Source organism: Kitasatospora sp. NPDC056327 (assembly GCF_042261735.1).
GTDB lineage: Bacteria > Actinomycetota > Actinomycetes > Streptomycetales > Streptomycetaceae > Kitasatospora.
Genome location: NZ_JBHJRC010000030.1, coordinates 26172 through 43980, shown reverse-complemented (window position 1 = coordinate 43980; position 17809 = coordinate 26172). Strand labels below are relative to the sequence as shown.

Genomic DNA, 17809 nt, shown 5'->3' with positions numbered 1-17809 from the left:
CCCTCGCCCAGTACCACGCCGAGGGCCGCCGCCTGGGCCGGCTGATGTACGAGGGCCGCTGGCTGGACCCGCAGGCACTGCGCCGCGGCGACGCCGTTCGAGGACGGCGACGGTGACGTCGTCGGCTTCGGCGGCCTGGTGGTCGGGCCGCCGGTCGAGCCGCCGGACCCGCCACCGGGTTCGGTGGTCGCCGGGGGAGTGGTCGGCGAGCCGCAGAGGAGCGGGCCGAGCGCGCAGGTCGGCGAGGGGCTGGTACCGCCGCCGCCGGTGCCTCCGCCACCCGTACCGCCGCCGCCCGTACCGCCGCCGCCGGTGCCTCCGCCGCCCGTACCGCCGCCGTTGGCGCCGCCGCCCGTGCCGCCGGGCGGGTTGGTCCTGGTCGGAGCCGGCGGCTGGGTGGGCACGGTGCCCGGGCAGTCGACGCCGGGGACGCAGGACGGACCCTGGGTGACCGGCGGCTGGGTCGGCTGCTGGGCGTTCGGGTCCACCGGGGCGGTGCTGGTGCTCTCGGTGGTGGTCGGGGTCGGGGTGGCGCTCGCGGTGCTCGGCGCCCCCGAGGAGTCGACCTGGGTGCCGACCGGCTGCGGGGCCGGGAAGTCCAGCTTCTTCTCGTTGGCCAGCGCGGTCTTCATGTACCGGGTGAAGACGTCCGCCGGGACGTCACCACCGTGCACCGAGTCCTTGCCGCCGGTGCCGTTCAGCGAGAGCCGCCCGGGGTGCGCCGCGTCCTCGCGCCACATCGCCACGCTGGTGGCCAGCTGCGGGGTGTAGCCGACCCACCAGGCCGACTTGTTCTCGTCGGTGGTACCGGTCTTGCCGGCCACCGGACGGCCCAGGGTGTTGGTCTTCTTGCCGGTACCGTTCTTGGCCACGTTCACCAGCACGTCGGTGATGTTGTCGGCGACGGCCGGCTCCAGCGCCTGCTTGGTCTCGTGCTTGCCGAAGCCGGGCCGCTCCTTGCCGTCCACCAGGACCTTGGTGACCGAGTACGGGTCGGCCTGCTTGCCGCTGGCGGCGAAGGTCGCGTAGGCGTCGGCCATCCGGATCGGGCTGACGGCGGAGACGCCCAGCGGGAAGGTGGCGGTCTTCGACTCCTTCTCGATGCTCTCCTTGCGCAGGCCCATCGCCTCGGCGGTCTGCAGCACGTTCTGGCCGCCGACGTCCTGGTTCAGCTGGACGAAGGGCACGTTGTAGGAGTACTGCATGGCCATCCGCAGGGAGACGTAGCCGCGCTTGCCCTTCTCCTCGTTCTTCTGGCGGTAGGGCTTGCCGTCGTCACCGAGCACCAGCGAGCCGTCCGGCTTGCGGATCTCCGACATGTCGTCGGAGAGGTAGCGGCTCTCCGCGTTGATCCGCTTGGGCTTGCCCTTGTCGTCGGTCGCGGTCAGCACGCCGGTCTGCATCGCGGTGGCCAGGACGAAGGGCTTGAAGGTCGAGCCGACCTGGACGCCCTGGGCGTCGGCGTTGTTGTCGTGGTGGCCGTTCTCCACGCCGTTGCCGCCGTAGATGGCGACGATCGCCCCGTCGTTGGGGACCACGCTGGCCGCGCCGAACTGCACGAAGTTGTCGTTGTCCGGGCGCTTCTGCGGGTTGAGGGTCTCGGCGGAGACCTCGTCCACGGCCTTCTTCAGGGCCTCGACCTTCTCCTTCTGGAAGGTCGTGTAGATCTTGAAGCCGCCCTTGTCGATGGCCCGCTGGTCGATCCCGGTGTCCTTCGCCATGACGAACTTGTTGGCGGTCTCGACCAGGTAGCTGATCTGACCGTTCATGTTGGACGGCGGGACCTGCTTGATCGGGTCGGGGAAGGCGGTGCACTTCGCCCGCTCCTCCGGGGTGGTGTTCTTGGTCTCCACCATCCGGTTGAGGATCCAGGTCCAGCGCTCCTCGGCGCGGGCCCGGTTGTCCTTGATCGTCGGGTCGTAGTACGACGCGCCCTTGAGCAGACCGGCCAGCATCGCGCTCTGGCAGAGGTCGAGGTCCTTGGCGTTGATGCCGTAGTACGCCTGCGCCGCGGCCTGGGCGCCGGTCGCACCGCGGCCGAACCAGCTGGTGTTCAGGTAGCCCTTGAGGATGTCGGGCTTCTCGAACTCCTGGTTGACCTTCAGCGTGATGAAGAACTCCTTCAGCTTGCGGCTGAGGGTCTGCTCCTGCGTCAGGTAGGCGTTCTTGACGTACTGCTGGGTGATCGTCGAGGCGCCCTGGGTCTCGCCGCCCTTGGCCATGTTGACGACCGCGCGCATCATGCCCTTGGGGTCGATGCCGCTGTCGGTGCGGAAGGTGGCGTTCTCCGCCGCGATGACCGCGTTCTGCAGGTTGGGCGAGATGTCGGCGAGCTCGACGATCTGCCGGTTGGTCTCGCCCTTGCGGACCATCTCGGTGCCGTCGGCCCAGAAGTAGATGTTGTTCTGGTCGTTCACCAGGGCGTTGAGCTGCGGGATCTTGGTCGTCTGGTAGACGAAGAAGACCGCGCCCACGCAGGCCGCGACGAACAGCAGCACCGCGCTGAGCCACTGCCGCCAGGACGGCAGCCAGCGGCGGACGCCCTGCTTGCCGAAGCGGGGGTAGTCGATGAAGCGCTTCTTGCCGGGTGCGCCGCCCTTGCCCGCCGGGGCCGCGGCCTCGGCCGCACCGCCGCGCCGGCCGCCCTTCTGAGCCGCCTTGCGCATCTCGGCCCGGGTCATCCGGGGCTGCTGGGCGGTGTCCCGCGTGCCCGGGGGTCTGCGCCGACCGAGGCCCGTCGAGCCGAGCTCGTCCCGCCCGGCCCCCTCCGGCCTCCCGTTGTCGCCACCCGGAGGACGACCGTCGCCACCGGGCGACCTGCGCCGTCGTTCGCTCATGTTCCAGCTACTCCTCGCCAGGCCGGTCGAGCCTGAAGGCAGGGTCCACGTCCGATGCCCGCAACCGCCCTAACCCCGGAGGTGGTCCTCGTGCACACGCGACAGCGTACGCAGCCGGGAAACCGAACCAATCGGGCATCAACTGCCAAAAAACGCAAAACGGCGATAGATCATTACACGCCCGTTGCCAAGCACACCTGCGCGTCGCCTTGTGATCACATTCACGCGCGCCCCCCTTGCCGGTTCGGAGACCCAGGCTTATCGTTCTCGATATATCGAGCCGATACATCGGAGCGGCATACCGCCGAGGGAGGCGGGTCGCGGACCGGCCGGGGAAGGGAGGACGAAGGCAGTGGGCAGGCGCTCAGGAGTGCTGGAGTTCGCCGTTCTCGGACTGCTCCACGACGCCCCGATGCACGGGTACGAGCTGCGGAAGCGGCTCAACGTCCTGCTCGGCTCGTTCCGCGCGTTCTCCTACGGGACGCTCTACCCCTGTCTGAAGAGCCTGGTGGCCCAGGGCTTCCTGGTCGAGGACAACCCGGAGGCCGAGTACGTCCCGGCCACCGCACTCAACGGCAAGCGGTCCAAGATCGTCTACCGGCTCTCCGCCGAGGGCAAGCAGCGGTTCGAGGAACTGCTCGCCGACTCCGGACCGGACGCCTGGGAGGACGAGCACTTCGGCGTGCACTTCGCCTTCTTCGGCCAGACCGACCGGGCCGTGCGGATGCGCGTGCTGGAGGGCCGCCGCAGCCGGCTGGAGGAGCGCCTGGAGCGGATGCGCAACTCGCTCGCCCGGGCCCGCGAGAGGTTCGACGACTACACCGTCGAACTGCAGCGGCACGGGCTGGAGTCGGTGGAGCGCGAGGTCCGCTGGCTCAACGAGCTGATCGAGACCGAGCGGGCCAACCGCACCGGCCGGACCGGCCCGCCCGCCGGCGCGACCGACCCCGCAGTAACCAAGACTTCGGACGGCCGAGGCCAGGAGGACGGGTCCGCGGACCCGCCCGGGCCACCGCACGACCGCCCGGGGCGCTCCGCCCAGGAGCGCTGACACCGCGTCAGCCCTGTGCCACGCGGCAGGAGTGGGCGCGTCATGCGCCCGTCAGCAGTCATCGAAGAAGCAGGACGAGTACCGCCGACCCTCGGCGGCGCTCATGAGATCACAGGGAGCAACCGGAAATGGGTTCGGTTCGCGTAGCCATCGTGGGTGTGGGCAACTGCGCCACGTCGCTGGTGCAGGGTGTCGAGTACTACAAGGACGCCGACCCGGCCGGCAAGGTCCCCGGGCTGATGCACGTCCAGTTCGGTGACTACCACGTCCGTGACGTGGAGTTCGTCGCCGCCTTCGACGTCGACGCCAAGAAGGTCGGCCAGGACCTCGCGCACGCCATCACGGCGTCCGAGAACAACACCATCAAGATCTGCGACGTGCCGCCGACCGGTGTCACCGTCCAGCGCGGCCACACCTTCGACGGTCTGGGCAAGTACTACCGCGAGACCATCGAGGAGTCGGACGAGACCCCGGTCGACGTCGTCCAGACCCTGAAGGACGCCCGGGTCGACGTCCTCGTCTGCTACCTGCCGGTCGGTTCCGAGCAGGCCGCCAAGTTCTACGCCCAGTGCGCCATCGACGCCAAGGTCGCCTTCGTGAACGCCCTCCCGGTGTTCATCGCCGGCACCAAGGAGTGGGCGGACAAGTTCACCGAGGCCGGCGTTCCGATCGTCGGCGACGACATCAAGTCCCAGGTCGGCGCGACCATCACGCACCGCGTGATGGCCAAGCTGTTCGAGGACCGCGGTGTCGTCCTTGAGCGCACCATGCAGCTGAACGTCGGCGGCAACATGGACTTCAAGAACATGCTCGAACGCGAGCGCCTGGAGTCCAAGAAGATCTCCAAGACCCAGGCCGTCACCTCGCAGATCCGCGACCGCGAGCTGGGCGCCAACAACGTCCACATCGGTCCGTCGGACTACGTGGCCTGGCTGGACGACCGCAAGTGGGCCTACGTCCGCCTCGAAGGCCGTGCCTTCGGCGACGTCCCGCTGAACCTGGAGTACAAGCTGGAGGTCTGGGACTCCCCGAACTCCGCCGGTGTCATCATCGACGCCGTGCGCGCCGCGAAGATCGCCAAGGACCGCGGCATCGGCGGCCCGATCCTCTCCGCCTCCTCGTACTTCATGAAGTCCCCGCCGGTCCAGTACTTCGACGACGAGGCCCGCGAGAACGTCGAGAAGTTCATCAGCGGCGAGGTCGAGCGCTGACCTCCACGCCCTGAGGTACCGGATCACTGAGGTACCGAGGTGCCGAAACGGGTCCACGGCCGGCGGCCGTGGACCCGTTCACCTTCTCCCGGCGAATGTTTCACGTGAAACACCCGCCGCTTCCATGGCACCCTGGGCAGGTGGCGATCACCGAGAACGGCAGTACCCACCGGGCCGCGCACCGCGCCACGCTCCGCGACCTGCTGCGCGGCCGCGACTTCCGCCGGCTGCTGACCGCCCGGGTGCTGTCCCAGCTCTCCGACGGCGTCTTCCAGGTGTCGCTCGCCGCCTACGTCGTCTTCTCCCCCGAGAAGCAGTCCTCGCCCGCCGACATCGCCTCGGTGCTGGCCGTCATGCTGCTGCCGTTCTCGGTGGTCGGCCCCTTCGCCGGCGTCCTGCTGGACCGCTGGCGCCGCCGCCAGGTGCTCTACCTGGGCAACCTGGCCCGCTTCGGCCTCGGCCTGGTCACCGGCGGACTCCTGCTGGTGCAGGCCCCGGCGTGGCTCTTCTTCGCCTCCGCGCTGCTGGTCACCGCGCTCAACCGGTTCATCCTGGCCGGCCTCTCCGCCGCGCTGCCCCGGGTGGTCCGCGCCGAGCAGCTGGTCACCGCCAACGCCCTCTCCCCGACCCTGGGCACCGTCGCGGCCGCCTGCGGCGGCGGGCTCGGGTTCCTGCTGCACCAGGTGCTGCCGCCCGGCCCCGGGGCCGACGCCGCCCTGGTGACCCTCGCCGCCTTCCTCTACCTCTCGGCCGCGCTGGCGGCGCTGCGGATGGACCGGGACCTGCTCGGCCCCGGGCACCACCCGGACCGCCCGGCGCTCGGACAGGCGCTGGCCCAGGCCGCCCGCGAGCTGCGCGCCGCCGTCACCCACCTGGTGCGCGACCGCCGGCCGGCCGCGCACGCGCTGGCCGCCGTGACCGCCGCCCGGTTCTGCTACGGCGTGCTGATCGTGGTCCTGGTGATGCTCGCCCGGTACACCTTCAACGACCCCGCGGACAGCGCGGCCGGCCTGGCCACCCTGGGCCAGGCGGTCGGCCTCTCCGCCGCCGGGTTCTTCGTCGCGGCGGTGATCAGCCCCTGGTGCAGCCGCCGGCTCGGGCTGGCCGGCTGGATGACGCTCTGTCTGGCCGCCCCGGTGCTCTTCGTCCCCGTGCTCGGCCTCGGCTTCCGCCTGGTGCCCTGTCTGATCGCGGCGCTGCTGCTGGGCGTGGTCACCCAGGGCACCAAGATCTGCGCCGACACCGTGGTGCAGGAGTCCGTCGAGGACGACTACCGCGGCCGGATCTTCGCCATCTACGACGTGCTCTTCAACATCGCCTTCGTGGCCGCCGCCCTGGTCTCCGCGCTGGTGCTGCCGCTGTCCGGCCGCTCGGTGCCGGTCGTCCTCGGGGTGGCCCTGGTGTACGCGGTGTCCGCGGTCTGCTACCTCCGCGCGGCCCGGCGCACCGGCCCGCTCCCCGGCGACCCGGCCCGCTGACCAGCACCGCCCGCCGGGGTCGGCCCCTGAACCCCGGCGGCGTCGGAGCGGGTCGCTAAGGTACGTCAGATCTGTCGGAGCGACAGACGTATGTCTCGGGGGACGATCTGATGAGCACACCGCACAGTCCGTACGGGCCGCCGCAGGGGTACGGGCCCGCACCGGTCCCGCCGCCCTACGGCGCCCCGGCGCCCCAGCCCTACGGACCGCCCCAGCCGGTGCCCGCCGGCTACGGCGCCCCGCCGCCCGGCTACGGCCACCCGGCCGGGCAGCCCGCGCCCCAGGCCGCGCCGCCGTACCCGCAGCAGCCGTACCCGCAGGCTCCCCAGGCCCCGGGTCCCTACGCCCAGGGCCCCTACCCGCCCGGCCCGCAGGCCCCCTACGGCCCGCCCTCGCCGCACGGCTACCCGCCGGCCGCCCCGGTGCCCGTCGGCGCACCGGCCCCGAAGGGCCGCGGCAAGGCCCGGCTGAAGGTGGTCGGCGTGGTCCTCGGCGCGGTCGCGCTGATCGTCGGCTACTTCGTCACCGGTCCGAGCGTCAGCAGCGCCAAGGCCGGTGACTGCGTCAAGGCCAGTGGCTCGCGCGACGTCTCGGTGGTCAAGTGCACCGACGGCAAGGCCAACTACAAGGTGCTGGCCAAGTTCGACTCCACCACCGACACCTCCCGGTGCCGCGCGACCGCGGGCACCACCAGCACCGTCTCGGGCAAGAGCGGCCGCCGCTGGAACAAGAAGCGCTACGTGCTCTGCCTCGGCCCGCTCACCGGCGTCCCGCCGGTCAAGAAGTCCTGACCGTCCGCCACCCGACCTCTCCGGGGGATCCCCTTGTCCGTTCCGCCTCCCCAGTTGCCGTACGGCTCCCCGCCGCCCGCCGACGGCGCCAACCCGTACGCCACCGGGAACCCGTACGCCGGGGCGCCCGTCCCGCCGCCGCAGGCCGCCCCCGCCCCGGCCGGCTACGGCTACCCGGCCGCCGCCCCGCCCCCGGCCGCGCCGCCCGGGTACGGTGTGCCCGCCCAGGCCCCGCCCGGCGGCTACGCCTACCCGCCGCCGCAGGCCGGGGCCTACCCGCCGCCGCAGGCCGGCGGCTGGCCGGCGCCCGGCCACGCCGTGCAGGGCGGCCCGGTCTGCCGGTTCTGCGGCGGCTTCCCGGCCGTCGAGACCACGGTCCGGGGCCACCAGGGAATCATCATCATCATGCGGTTCCTGAAGCAGCCGGGACCGTACTGCCGCACCTGCGGCACCGCGATGGTCCGCGACATGTCGGCCCGCACGCTGGTCCAGGGCTGGTGGAGCTACCTCTCCGGCATCTTCACCGTGGTCACCCTGCTGCGGAACCTCGCCGCACACAACCGGATCAAGGACCTGCCGCCCCCGGCGCCCGGCACCCACGGGCCACAGCTCGACCCGGGCGTCCCGCTCACCAGGCGGCCGCACATCCTCATGCTGCTGCTGCCGGTGCTCGGCATCGGTTCGTGGATCGTCCTGATCGCGACGGGGGCCCTCCTCGGCAGCAAGCACGACGACCCCTACCGGCCGCTGGTACTGCCCACGCCGAGCACGGTGACCGTGCCGGTGCCGACCTTCTCGCCGTTCGCCTCGCCGTCCATCACGCTGCCGCCGCCGGCGCCGGTCCCCACGGTCACCCTGCCGACGCCGTCCGCCACCTCCAAGGTGCCCGGCGACATCGACTACGCCAAGGCCGGCGACTGCCTGCGCAACGAGAACGGGACCACGGCCACCCACGACGCCAACCCCCGGATCACCATGCTGCCCTGCACCGACCCGAAGGCGCAGTACAAGGTGATCAAGAAGGTCTACGGGACCAGCGACAACGACAAGGCCTGCGACAGCGTCGCCGACGCCGAGAGCACCTACACCCGGTCCGCGAGCACCGAGGCGCTCAGCTTCGTCCTCTGCCTGAAGAAGCTCTGAGGCCCGTACGGAGGGGGGTGGTCCCGGGAGAGCCCGGGACCACCCCCTCCGCCGTCGCGGGTCCTACTGCTGGGACTCCCACCAGGCGCGCAGCGCGGCCACCGCCTCGTCGTGCTCCAGCGGGCCGTGCTCCAGCCGCAGCTCCAGCATGTGCTTGTACGCCTTGCCGACCATCGGGCCGGGCGCCAGGCCGAGCAGCTCCATGATCTGGTTGCCGTCCAGCGCGGGCCGGACGGCGTCCAGCTCCTCCTTGGCCTTGAGCTCGGCGATCCGCTCCTCCAGGCCGTCGTAGGTGCGGGAGAGCGCGGCGGCCTTCTTCCTGTTCCGGGTGGTGCAGTCCGAGCGGGTCAGCTTGTGCAGCCGCTCCAGCAGCGGGCCGCCGTCGGTGACGTAGCGGCGCACCGCCGAGTCGGTCCACTCGCCGCCGCCGTAGCCGTGGAACCGCAGGTGCAGCTCGACCAGGCGCGAGACGTCCTCGGTGAGCTCCTTCGAGTACTTCAGCTCGCGCATCCGCTTGCGGGTCATCTTGGCGCCGACCACCTCGTGGTGGTGGAAGGAGACCCGGCCGTCCGGCTCGAAGCGGCGGGTGCGCGGCTTGCCGATGTCGTGCAGCAGCGCGGCCAGCCGCAGGGTGAGGTCCGGGCCGTCCTGCTCCAGGGCGATGGCCTGCTCCAGGACGGTCAGCGAGTGCTCGTAGACGTCCTTGTGCCGGTGGTGCTCGTCCCGCTCCAGGCGCAGCGCCGGCAGCTCGGGCAGCACGTGCCCGGCCAGCCCGGTGTCGACCAGCAGCCGCAGGCCCTTCACCGGGTGCGCGGCCAGCAGCAGCTTGTTCAGCTCGGCCTGGACCCGCTCGGCGGAGACGATGGTGATCCGCTCGGCCATCGCGGTCATCGCCGCGATCACCTCGGGGGCCGGGTCGAAGTCCAGCTGGGCGGCGAAGCGGGCGGCCCGCATCATCCGCAGCGGGTCGTCGGAGAAGGACTCCTCGGGGGTGGCGGGGGTGCGCAGCACCCGGGCCTCCAGGTCCTCCAGGCCGTGGTGCGGGTCGACGAAGCCGCGGCCGGGCAGGTCGACGGCCATCGCGTTGACGGTGAAGTCGCGGCGGACCAGGTCCTCCCCGATGGTGTCGCCGTAGGTCACCTCGGGCTTGCGGGAGGTGCGGTCGTACGCCTCGGAGCGGTAGGTGGTGATCTCGATGAGGAAGGAGCCCTGCGGGGTGTCCTTGCGCGCGCCGACCGTGCCGAAGGCGATGCCGACGTCCCAGACCGCGTCCGCCCAGCCCCTGACCAGCTTCAGCACCTGCTGCGGGCGGGCGTCGGTGGTGAAGTCCAGGTCGTTGCCCAGCCGGCCCAGCAGGGCGTCCCGGACCGATCCGCCGACCAGCGCGAGCCGGTGACCCGCCGCCTGGAAGCGGCGGGCGATCTCGTCGGCGACCGGGGAGACCCGCAGCAGTTCCTGCAGACCCAGGGTCTGCGCCTCGCTCAGGCCGGGGACGGTCCCGACGGTGGAACCGGACGGGTGGTCGTCGGCGTGGTGGGCGGTGGGCTCATTGGCAGTGGACACGGCTCACAAGGGTACGTGGCCCGGCGGCCCCGCCGCCCGCGCGTTTCCACCGCCTCACTCCCCGGCCCGCAACACCGCACCCCTCACCACATCGTTACCATGCGGGGGGAACGAGTCCGGTGGCACCGACGGCGGGCCGCGGTGCCGTGCGCCCGCACGGCCGCCCGGGCGACGCACGAGCACAAGTTCTTCACGGCTGATCCCCACGGCATCCCCCACGGCCGACGGAACATCCGCGGCGGCACGGCAGCAGCAGCAGCGATCGAGAACGGCGAGGGCGAACCCGTGAGCGAGGGCGAACCGCGTGAGTGAGCCGGCACGGCACCCGGGTCCGGAGACGGACGGACGCCGGGGGCGCGTCCTGGAACGAGCCGCCCGGCGGCTGACCGGTGCGCTCGGCGCGGCGCTGGTGCTCGCCTCGGCGCTGCCGGGCGTCCCGGTCGCCGCCGCGGCCCCGGCCGCCGGGGTGCGGCCGGCCGCGGAGTCGACGGTGAGCGCCGAGTACCCGGTGGTGATGACCATCGACTCGGTGAACAAGCCGGTGGCCGTCCCGAACGGCACCGTGACGATCACCGGGCACGTCACCAACGGCGGGGCCTCGGTGCTCAGGTCCGCGCACGCGACGGTCCGCAAGCCCTGGGGGGGCAAGCCGCTGACCAACCGCAGCGACCTCAACAGCGTGGTCACCCGGACCACCCCCCAGGGGTCGGACGGCATCTCGCTGGACAGCCCGCAGTACGCGCTGAACGAGCTCGGCCCCGGCCAGAGCCAGCCGTACACGCTGAGCGTCGCGGTGGCCGACCTGCAGCTGACCGGCGAGGGCGTGTACGAGCTCGCGGTGGACGTCTGGGGCTCCACCGGCGACAACCAGCGCGATCGCCCGCTCGGCATCGCCCGCACCTTCCTGCCGTACAACTCGGGGAACCAGGCCGAGGCGCAGCCGTCCAGGGTCACCACCCTGTGGCCGCTGGTGCACGCCCCGGTGCTCGCCGCGCAGACCTACTCCGAGGGCGACCAGACCTTCCCGGTGCTGCGGGACGACAGCCTGGCCGCCGAGTTCGCGCCCGGCGGGCGGCTGAACGCGCTGGTCGAGACCGGCTCCGCGATGACCGGACTGACCTGGGTGGTCGACCCGGACCTCCTGGACACCGCGTTCGCGATGACCAGGACCTACCGGGTGCAGAAGCCCGGCACCGCGGGCAACGCCGCCAAGGAGGACAACACCTCCGTCGGCACCGGCACCGCCGCCGCCACGGCCTGGCTGGAGAAGCTGCGGGCCGCCGTGGCCAAGCCGGGCAGCCAGGTGGTGGCGCTGCCGTACGCCGACCCGGACCTCGCCTCGATCGCGCACAACGCCGCCGAGCTGGAGGGCATCGACGCCGCGCTCGGCAAGGCGGCCACCGCCGGCCGGCTGACCGTCGAGGGCCGGCTCTCGGTGGACACCCGCTCCGACGTCGCCTGGCCGTACCGGGGCTACCTGGACCAGCGGATCGCCTCGGTCGCGCTCCGGGCCGGCGCCGGCCTGGTGCTGGTGAACGGCGCGAGCATGCCCGAGTCGGACGCACTGAAGTACACGCCCACCGCCACCCGGCCGATCGGCGGCGGCCAGACCGCGCTGGTCGCCGACCAGGTGGTCTCCTCGCTGTTCGAGGAGGACCTGGCCACCGCGCAGGACCAGACCCTGGCGGCCCAGCGCTTCCTCGCCGAGACGTACGTGATCTCCCGGCAGGAGCCGCAGAACCCGCGCGGTCTGCTGGTCATGCCGCCCCGCGACCTCACCGCCGGCAGCGCCAAGGTGCTGGCCGGCGCCCTCCAGGCGGCCCAGGAGGGCAAGTGGGTGGAGCCGGTCAGGCTGGACGCCCTCGCCTCAGCGGCGCCGGACCCGAAGGCCAACACGGCCGTCCCGGCCGCCACCGACTACCCGGCCCGGGTCCGCGACTCGGAGCTGCCCGCCGCCGACCTGACCGCCACCACCCGGATCCAGGCCAACCTGGACACGCTGATGCGGGTGCTCACCCTGCCGCAGCGGGTGCGCGGCCCGTTCAGCGCGGCCATGGTCCGCTCGCTGTCCACCGAGTGGCGCACCGAGGCCCCGGCCGGGAACGTCTACCGGGACGGCGTGGAGCGCTACCTCAAGGAGCTGACCGACGCGGTGAAGGTGCCGCCGAAGCGGATCATCACCTTCGCCGGGGACACCGGGGTGCTCCAGGTCAGCGTCCGCAACGACCTGACCCAGACGGTCACCAACCTCAAGCTGGTGCTCAGCCCGAGCCAGCCCAACCGGCTCCGGGTCGAGATGCCGGCGGAGGAACTGGTGCTGCCCGCCTCGCAGAGCGTCACCCTGCGCTTCCCGGCCGAGGCGAAGAACAACGGGCGGGTCACCATGACCGCCCAGCTGTTCACCACCGGGCCGGACCCGAAGCCGTACGGCGAGCCGGTCACCTTCAACGTCCAGGTCACCTCGGTCACCAACGGCGTGCTGTACGTCTTCGGCGGCGGCCTGGTGCTGCTGCTGCTCGCGGCGCTGCGCTTCTTCCGCCAGCGCAAGCGGCGGGTGGCGCACGACGACGAGGGCGACGCACCGCTCGCCGCGGGCGGCGGGGCGGACACCCCGGGCGGGTCCGGCGGGCCGGACCCGGCGGACGGCCCGCAGGGGCCGGACGGCGGCGCGGCGGCGCGGACACCGCACGACAGCAGCGCGGATGGCCGGGATCGGGCCACCAGTGATGAGAAGGTTGGTCCTTGACACCGCCGATACCGCCCGACTCCGGGACGGCCTCCCCCACGACAGCGAAGAGGTGACATGACCGGGCGCAGCGAGGAGCGGCCTCCGGGCCGCGGAGAGGTCCGTCCGGGGGCCGAGTCGCCGTCCGGCGACTGGTACGTGGCCGACACCTACGCCCAGGACCCGTACGCGGCCGACGCGTACCGGGGCGGTCCGGGCGAGCAGGACCCGTACGGCCTGCGGGCCTCCCGGCCCGCCGCGCCGGAGCAGCCGGTGGCCGCGTACGACGTGCCTCCGCAGCTGCCGCCGCACGGCGGCGAGTACCCGGCGCCGTCGCCGTTCTCCCCGCCGGTGCCGCCGGTGCAGCCCGGCTGGGACACCCCGCCGCGGGGCGACTGGCGCGAGGGTCTCCCGCCGCAGGCCGCCGCCCCGGGCGCGCAGGGCGCGCAGGGTGCTCCGGGCGTTCCCGGCGGCCCGGCGGCCCAGGGGGCTCCGGGCGTTCCCGGTGTCCCCGGTGCTCCGGCCGCCCCGGCCCGGGGCTGGGAGGCGCCCCCGCAGTGGCAGCCCGGTCCGGCGCACTCCGCCTGGGACTCCGAGTCCACCGAGTACGTCGGGGTGGACGCGCTGTTCGGCGGGAACCGGGTGACCGCCGAGGCGCCCCGTCCGCCGGCCCAGCAGCCCCCCGTGCAGCCGTCCGCCGCGCAGCCGCCGGCCGCCCCGGCCCCCGCCGCCCCGGCCCCCGCCGCCCCGCCCGCGCCGTTCCCCCCGGCCGGCGCGTACCCGGGGCAGCACGGGCCCCAGCACGGGCCCCAGCACGGACCGCAGGCCCCCTACGGCCACGGCCCCGGCCCGGACGGTCCCCGCCCCTTCGTCCCGCCGATCGAGTTCGACCCGCCGCTCGCCGAGGACGAGGCCACCATGCAGGTGGCCGCCGTACAGCTGCCGCCCGCGGTGGAGCCGCTGGCCGAGCTCGCGGCCGAGGAGCAGGCCGCCCCGGCCGCCCCCGCCGGAAGGACCACCGGCGGCGGCAAGGTCGCCTCGGTGCTGAACTCCAGTGCGATCATGGCGGCCGGCACCCTGGTCTCCCGGGGCACCGGCTTCCTGCGCACCATGGTGATCGCCGGCGCGATCGGCATCGCCGTGATGGGTGACTCCTACAACGCGGCCAACACCCTGCCGACCCTGCTCTACATCCTGATCGGCGGCGGCGCGCTGAACGCCGTCTTCGTGCCGCAGCTGGTCCGCAGCATGAAGAACGACGCGGACGGCGGCACCGCCTACGCCAACCGCCTGCTCACCCTGGTGATGGTCGGCCTGGCCGGCGTGGTGTTCCTGGCCGTGCTCGGGGCACCGGTGCTCGTCCAGCTGATCGCCCACCCGATGATGGAGAACGCGGCCCGGGCCGAGACCACCGTGGCGCTGGCCCGGTACTGCCTGCCGACCATCTTCTTCATGGGCATCCACGTGGTGATGGGCCAGATCCTCAACGCCCGCGGCCGGTTCGGCGCGATGATGTGGACCCCGGTCCTCAACAACGTCGTGGTGATCTTCACCTTCGGCGCCTACATCTGGGTCTACGGCGGCTTCGACGGTACCCACGTCACCCCGGAGACCATCACCCCCGAGGGCGTCCGGCTGCTCGGCATCGGCACCCTGGTGGGCCTCGCCGTCCAGTCGCTGGCGATGGTCCCCTACCTGCGGGCGGCCGGCTTCTCCTTCCGTCCGCGCTTCGACTGGCGCGGCCACGGCCTGGGCAAGGCCGCCCGGCTCGCCAAGTGGACCTTCTTCTTCGTGCTCGCCAACCAGGCCGGCTACCTGGTCATCACCCAGCTGGCCACCGCCGCCGGCAGCGACGCGGAGACGGGCGGCCACGGCGGTGTCGGCCTCGCGGCCTTCTCCAACGCCCTGCTGATCTGGCAGCTCCCGCAGGCCGTCATCACCGTCTCGATCATGAGCGCGGTGCTGCCCCGGCTGTCCCGCGCGGCCGCCGACGAGGACGCCGGAGCCGTCCGCGACGACCTCTCCTACGGACTGCGCACCACCGCCGTCGCGGTCGTCCCGGCGGCGTTCCTCTTCCTGGCGCTCGGCCCGGCCATCGGCCAGGCCATCTACGCGGTGGGCGGCGGGGCGACGGCCCTGGAGAACGCCCGGAACGTCGGTCTGATGCTCTCGGCCTTCGCCCTGGGCCTGATCCCCTACTCGGCGCAGTACGTGATGCTCCGCGGCTTCTACGCCTACGAGGACACCCGCACCCCGTTCTCCAACACCGTCTGGGTGGCCGCCTGCCAGGCCGGCTTCTCGCTGCTCTGCTGGGTGCTGCTGCCGGCCGAGTGGACGGTCACCGGAATGGCGCTCGGCTACGGCCTCGCGTACGCCGTCGGAGTGACGGTCGCGCTGCCCAAGCTGAAGAAGAAGATCGGCGGCCTGGACACCAAGCGGATCGGCAAGACCTACTCGCGGCTCGCCACGGCCTCCGTGCCGGCCGCCGTGGTGGGCCTGGGCGTCAGCCTGGCCGTTCCCGCCGTCGTCGGCGGCTGGGCCGGGGCCGTGCTGACGGTCCTGGTGGCCGGCGGACTCCAGCTGGCCGTCTTCGTGCTCATCGCCAAGCGGCTGCGGATCGAGGAACTGAACGCCATGCTGGGTATGGTGCGCGGCCGACTGGGCCGCTGACCGCGCATCGGGCCGCCGCAGCCCCGGACCGTCCCGGGCCGGCGCCGGCGGCCCGATGCCGGATCTGCACCACATCTCTCCACCATCAGGCAACCGCTCGGACCTTTCGGCGGTCGTACCCGGTGGAGAACAGTGGGCACAATTGTCCTGGAGCACCGGGGCCGTCGGCCCAAGCGCTCCAACGACTCTCTCTCAGACCCGGGGCGACACAAGGGGAGGCTGGACCACGGTGGCTGATGGCACCAAGGCGGTCGTCGACACGTCAGCAGCTGACGGAGCGGCGGACGAGGCCGCGCTGGCGGCGGCGATCGACGATCTCGCCGACGGCGCGGCCCGGGCCACGACGTCCGGCTCCGCCGCGGGGAAGGGCTCCCCGGCGCGGAAGGGTTCGGCCGCCGGCAAGGACTCCTCCGCCCGCGAGGACGCCCCGGCCCGCGAGGACCTCTCCGCCGGGAAGGGCACCGCCACCGGGAAGGACGCCGCCGACGCGCCGGCCGCCGGGGAGGAGTCCCGCGACGGGACCGCCGGCGGGCCCGCGGGCGAGGACGCGGACGACGACGCGGACGAGGCGGTCACCGCCCCCGAGGAGGCCCCTGCCCCGGCCGAGGAGACCTCGGAGATCACCGCCCCCCTGTCGGCCACCGAGATCGCCGCCGAACTCGCCGCCCGTGACGCCGCCGGACGCGGGACCCCCGCCACGGCCGCCGCCCCGGCCAAGCGCCCGCCCCGGGACCCGCAGCCCACCCACGACCCCCGGGACACCGCCACCCTGCCGCAGACCCTCCCCGCCCCGCTGCGCCGCAGCGGCGACATGATCGGTCACCGCTACCGGCTGGAGGAGTGCATCTCGTCCACCGAGACCTTCAGCAGCTGGCGCGCGGTCGACGAGAAGCTGCGCCGCGCCGTCGGTGTCCACCTGATGGCGGCCGGCCACCAGCGCGCCCGCAAGGTGCTGGCCGCCGCGAAGTCCGCCGCCCTGCTCGGCGACCCGCGGTTCGTCCAGGTCCTGGACGCCGTCCAGGAGGGCGAGCTGGTCTACGTCGTGCGGGAGTGGCTGCCCCACGCCTCCGACCTCGCCAAGCTGCTCGCCGACGGGCCGATGGAGCCGCACGAGGCCTACCAGATGGTCCGCCAGGTCACCGACGCGGTGGCCGCCGCCCACCGGCGCGGCCAGGCCCACCTCCGGCTCACCCCGCGCTGCGTGCTGCGGACCGACAGCGGCCAGTACCGGATCAACGGCATCGCGGTCGACGCCGCCCTGCGCGGCCTGCCCGACGAGGACGCCGAGCGCACCGACACCCGGGCCATCGGCGCCCTGCTGTTCGCCGCGCTCACCCACCGCTGGCCCTTCCCCGAGGACCGCTACGACCTCAAGGGCCTGCCCAGGAACCTCGGCACGGTGTCCCCCGACCAGGTCCGCGCCGGGGTCCACAAGGGCCTGTCCGAGCTGGCCGCCCGCGCCCTGTTCGACCACCCGCCGCACCACGCCGAGCCGATCACCACGCCCGACGGCCTCGCCCGGGCGATCGGCCTGATGCCGCGCATCCGCCAGCCCGAGCCCGAGCTGCCGGTCTACGCCAACCCGCCGCGCCACAACGTGCACGCGCTGCCCACCGCGCCCAACCCGACCCGGGTGGTCGCCGCCCCCGGTACCGGGCCCACCCCGGTACCGGCCCCGGTGCGGCGCGCCGGGCGGCGGCTGCGCCGGGTGGTCAAGGTGACCGCGTGGACCGTCGCCCTCGGGGCGATCGGCTTCGCCTCCTGGCAGCTGGTCGACTACCTGCGCCCGTCGAGCACCGCCAGCGCGGCGCCCCAGCCCACCTCCTCCTCCGCCACCCCGGTCCCGCACGCGGCGACCCACGACCCGGTGCAGATCCCGGTCAAGGAGGCCATCTCCTACAACCCGCTGGGCGGCGGTCCGGAGGGCACCTCGGTCCTGGAGAAGGCCATCGACGGCGACCCGGCCAGCGAGTGGATCACCAGCTGGTACGGCGACCCCTTCGGGAAGACCAAGGAGGGCACCGGCCTGCTGCTCGACCTCGGTGCGCAGCAGAGCGTCTCCAGCGTCACCGTCAAGCTCGCCACCCCCGTCACGGCCGAGCTGAGGGTCCCCGCCAAGGGCATCGGCAACCCGGCCGCGGCCAAGCCCAAGGACTTCACCGTCATCGGCAAGGAGTCCGGCACCAGCCTCACCTACAAGCTGGACAGCCCGGCCACCACCCGCTATGTCTTGATCTGGCTCACCAGCCTGTCCAAGAACCCGGACGGCGAGTACGCGGGCAGGTACCAGGGACACGTCTCCGACGTGAAGGTCTTCGGCTGATCCGCGGGCCGCGGCGA

Annotated in this window: 9 protein-coding genes and 1 pseudogene; 8 read left to right on the top strand and 2 right to left on the bottom strand. The window is 73.0% G+C overall.

Features of this window, described 5'->3' with window-relative positions; translation table 11 throughout:
- Positions 1-803: 803 nt before the first annotated feature.
- A pseudogene (locus ACFCX4_RS07450) lies at positions 804-2372 on the bottom strand (transglycosylase domain-containing protein); the annotation flags it as partial.
- A gap of 817 nt (positions 2373-3189) precedes the next feature.
- Between ACFCX4_RS07450 and ACFCX4_RS07445 the strand changes: the two are divergent.
- The 5 genes from ACFCX4_RS07445 to ACFCX4_RS07425 all read left to right on the top strand — a co-directional run bounded on the left by ACFCX4_RS07445 (position 3190) and on the right by ACFCX4_RS07425 (position 8511).
- Positions 3190-3888 carry a helix-turn-helix transcriptional regulator gene (locus tag ACFCX4_RS07445; RefSeq protein WP_376139666.1) on the top strand — a complete coding sequence of 233 codons (699 nt, stop codon included), beginning with the start codon at positions 3190-3192 and terminating at the stop codon, positions 3886-3888.
- Positions 3889-4016: 128 nt separating this feature from the next.
- Positions 4017-5099, top strand: coding sequence for an inositol-3-phosphate synthase (locus ACFCX4_RS07440; RefSeq protein ID WP_376139665.1), 1083 nt, complete (start codon positions 4017-4019; stop codon positions 5097-5099).
- A 140-nt stretch (positions 5100-5239) separates the two neighbouring features.
- A complete protein-coding gene (locus ACFCX4_RS07435) occupies positions 5240-6577 on the top strand; it encodes an MFS transporter (protein ID WP_376139664.1) in 1338 nt (445 codons plus the stop codon).
- Positions 6578-6687: 110 nt separating this feature from the next.
- Complete coding sequence (locus ACFCX4_RS07430) at positions 6688-7368, top strand: hypothetical protein (protein ID WP_376139663.1); 681 nt, start codon at positions 6688-6690, stop codon at positions 7366-7368.
- A 33-nt stretch (positions 7369-7401) separates the two neighbouring features.
- Positions 7402-8511 carry a hypothetical protein gene (locus ACFCX4_RS07425; RefSeq protein ID WP_376139662.1) on the top strand — a complete coding sequence of 370 codons (1110 nt, stop codon included), beginning with the start codon at positions 7402-7404 and terminating at the stop codon, positions 8509-8511.
- Between the two features lie 63 nt (positions 8512-8574).
- Here ACFCX4_RS07425 and ACFCX4_RS07420 read toward each other — a convergent pair whose 3' ends face one another.
- Entirely contained in the window at positions 8575-9996 is a 1422-nt protein-coding gene (locus ACFCX4_RS07420) for a CCA tRNA nucleotidyltransferase (RefSeq protein ID WP_376139667.1), read from the bottom strand.
- A 382-nt stretch (positions 9997-10378) separates the two neighbouring features.
- On the opposite strand from ACFCX4_RS07420, the gene ACFCX4_RS07415 reads away from it, so the two are divergent.
- The 3 genes from ACFCX4_RS07415 (at position 10379) to ACFCX4_RS07405 (ending at position 17792) form a co-directional block, all read left to right on the top strand.
- Positions 10379-12820, top strand: a complete 2442-nt coding sequence (locus ACFCX4_RS07415; RefSeq protein WP_376139661.1) for a DUF6049 family protein — start codon at positions 10379-10381, stop codon at positions 12818-12820.
- Positions 12821-12877: 57 nt separating this feature from the next.
- The gene (gene murJ / locus ACFCX4_RS07410; protein ID WP_376139660.1) at positions 12878-15469 is read left to right on the top strand and encodes a murein biosynthesis integral membrane protein MurJ; all 2592 of its coding nucleotides are present in this window, start codon (positions 12878-12880) and stop codon (positions 15467-15469) included.
- A gap of 229 nt (positions 15470-15698) precedes the next feature.
- Positions 15699-17792, top strand: coding sequence for a serine/threonine protein kinase (locus tag ACFCX4_RS07405; protein ID WP_376139659.1), 2094 nt, complete (start codon positions 15699-15701; stop codon positions 17790-17792).
- The last annotated feature ends 17 nt before the right edge of the window (positions 17793-17809 follow it).

Excerpts from the sequence above, each read along its gene's own strand:
- murJ (WP_376139660.1), top strand. The coding sequence starts at position 12,878 with ATGACCGGGCGCAGCGAGGAGCGGCCTCCGGGCCGCGGAGAGGTCCGT.
- ACFCX4_RS07440 (WP_376139665.1), top strand. The coding sequence starts at position 4,017 with ATGGGTTCGGTTCGCGTAGCCATCGTGGGTGTGGGCAACTGCGCCACG.
- ACFCX4_RS07430 (WP_376139663.1), top strand. The coding sequence starts at position 6,688 with ATGAGCACACCGCACAGTCCGTACGGGCCGCCGCAGGGGTACGGGCCC.